This is a genomic window from Vibrio sp. 10N.222.46.A1 (assembly GCF_041473595.1).
GTDB classification, from domain to species: Bacteria; Pseudomonadota; Gammaproteobacteria; order Enterobacterales; family Vibrionaceae; genus Vibrio; species Vibrio tasmaniensis_A.
In genome coordinates, this window is sequence record NZ_JBFRSN010001420.1 from 1 (window position 1) to 1,315 (window position 1,315).

The 1,315-nt window shown below is 41.4% G+C and carries 1 protein-coding gene; it reads left to right on the top strand.

Annotation, left to right across the window (positions count from 1 at the left end):
* On the top strand, nucleotides 1-694 hold a 694-nt coding region (locus tag AB4496_RS27040; RefSeq protein WP_372133009.1), incomplete at its 5' end, for an AraC family transcriptional regulator N-terminal domain-containing protein.
* Between the last annotated feature and the right edge of the window lie 621 nt (nucleotides 695-1,315).

A 1,315-nucleotide genomic window follows, 5' to 3' on the forward strand; every position in this document is an offset into this window, starting at 1 on the left:
CGATAGACCCGTTACTTACGCTGCTGGTGATTATCTTGTGGTAGGCGTGCCAATGCCATTGGAGTGTGAAGCCTTACCTGTAAATGGCGAACCATTGCTTGGTTTGTCGATAAGCATCGATTCTCAGCGCTTGCACAGCTTAGTCAAAAAGCTGGAAGACCAAGGCTTTCTAGAGAGCTACTGCAACAAGCACAAGCAGAATTCGAGCGGCTTAGAATCGACGCCAATGGAAGAGCAAATGCTGGAGAGCTTTACTCGATTGGTCAAAACTCTACATTGTGACATTGAAGCCAATATATTGGGCGATGCCATGGTCAGCGAAATTGTCTACCGCGCCCTAACCGGTTCAGAAGGGCGTGTGTTGTTTGATTTAGCTCATCATGACGGCCATTACGCACGTGTCGCTAAAGCGCTGTCTAAAGTGCATGAAGAGTACGACCAAACCATCACTGTTCAATCGCTTGCCGACGAAGCCAACATGAGCGTGTCTGCCTTCCACAATGCATTCCGTAATGTCACCTTTGAATCTCCTCTTCAATATTTGAAGAAGGTAAGACTCAACAAAGCCAAAGAACTGATTCAACTAGAAGGCTTACGAATCAGCGATGCTGCTCGCCGAGTCGGCTACTCGAGCCCATCCCAATTCAGTCGCGAATTTAAGCGCCACTTCAATACCACTCCAAGAGCGGTTTAGCTCTTCTTTCAACGAAACTATCTGTTGAGAGCTATGGTGTTGAGAGCTATGGTGCCAAAAGCTATGGTGTCGATTGCTCTTCGTTGATGCCATCGTGATTCCTGAAAGCCCATGTCTTGGCTGAACACCATACTTCTCATGTCATCCCCCTGAGTCTCATATTTGTTGAATTATATGAGTAAATGTATCTAATCATAGGCATTGTCAGATTGTAGGTATTTGATTCTCGAATATATTATTAACGTACTTATATAAAATAAGCTCTCGAAAATAATTAATTAAATAGCCTAAGAGTTTATGCACGGGTATAAGGGATAAAGTTACTAACCTAGCTAGTAACGGAGTTTTAGTGTGAACAACCTATCAAATATCATCTAAATTTTGGTAATTATCCTTTCAATTACCTGAGAGAGTATTCAGGATTATTGAATAGACTTAAAATTAAAGAGAATTTAGCAGTTGATAAAGCCTAATGTGACGGATAATTAGTCGCTTGATGACTAATTATCCTGTAACTTGCTGATTTATAGTCAACTGAGAGTCTGATGTATATCACGTTTACCCTAAAATAATTCACTTAACATGGCGCTACTTTAATCATTCTTTCCAATACGATTGTTA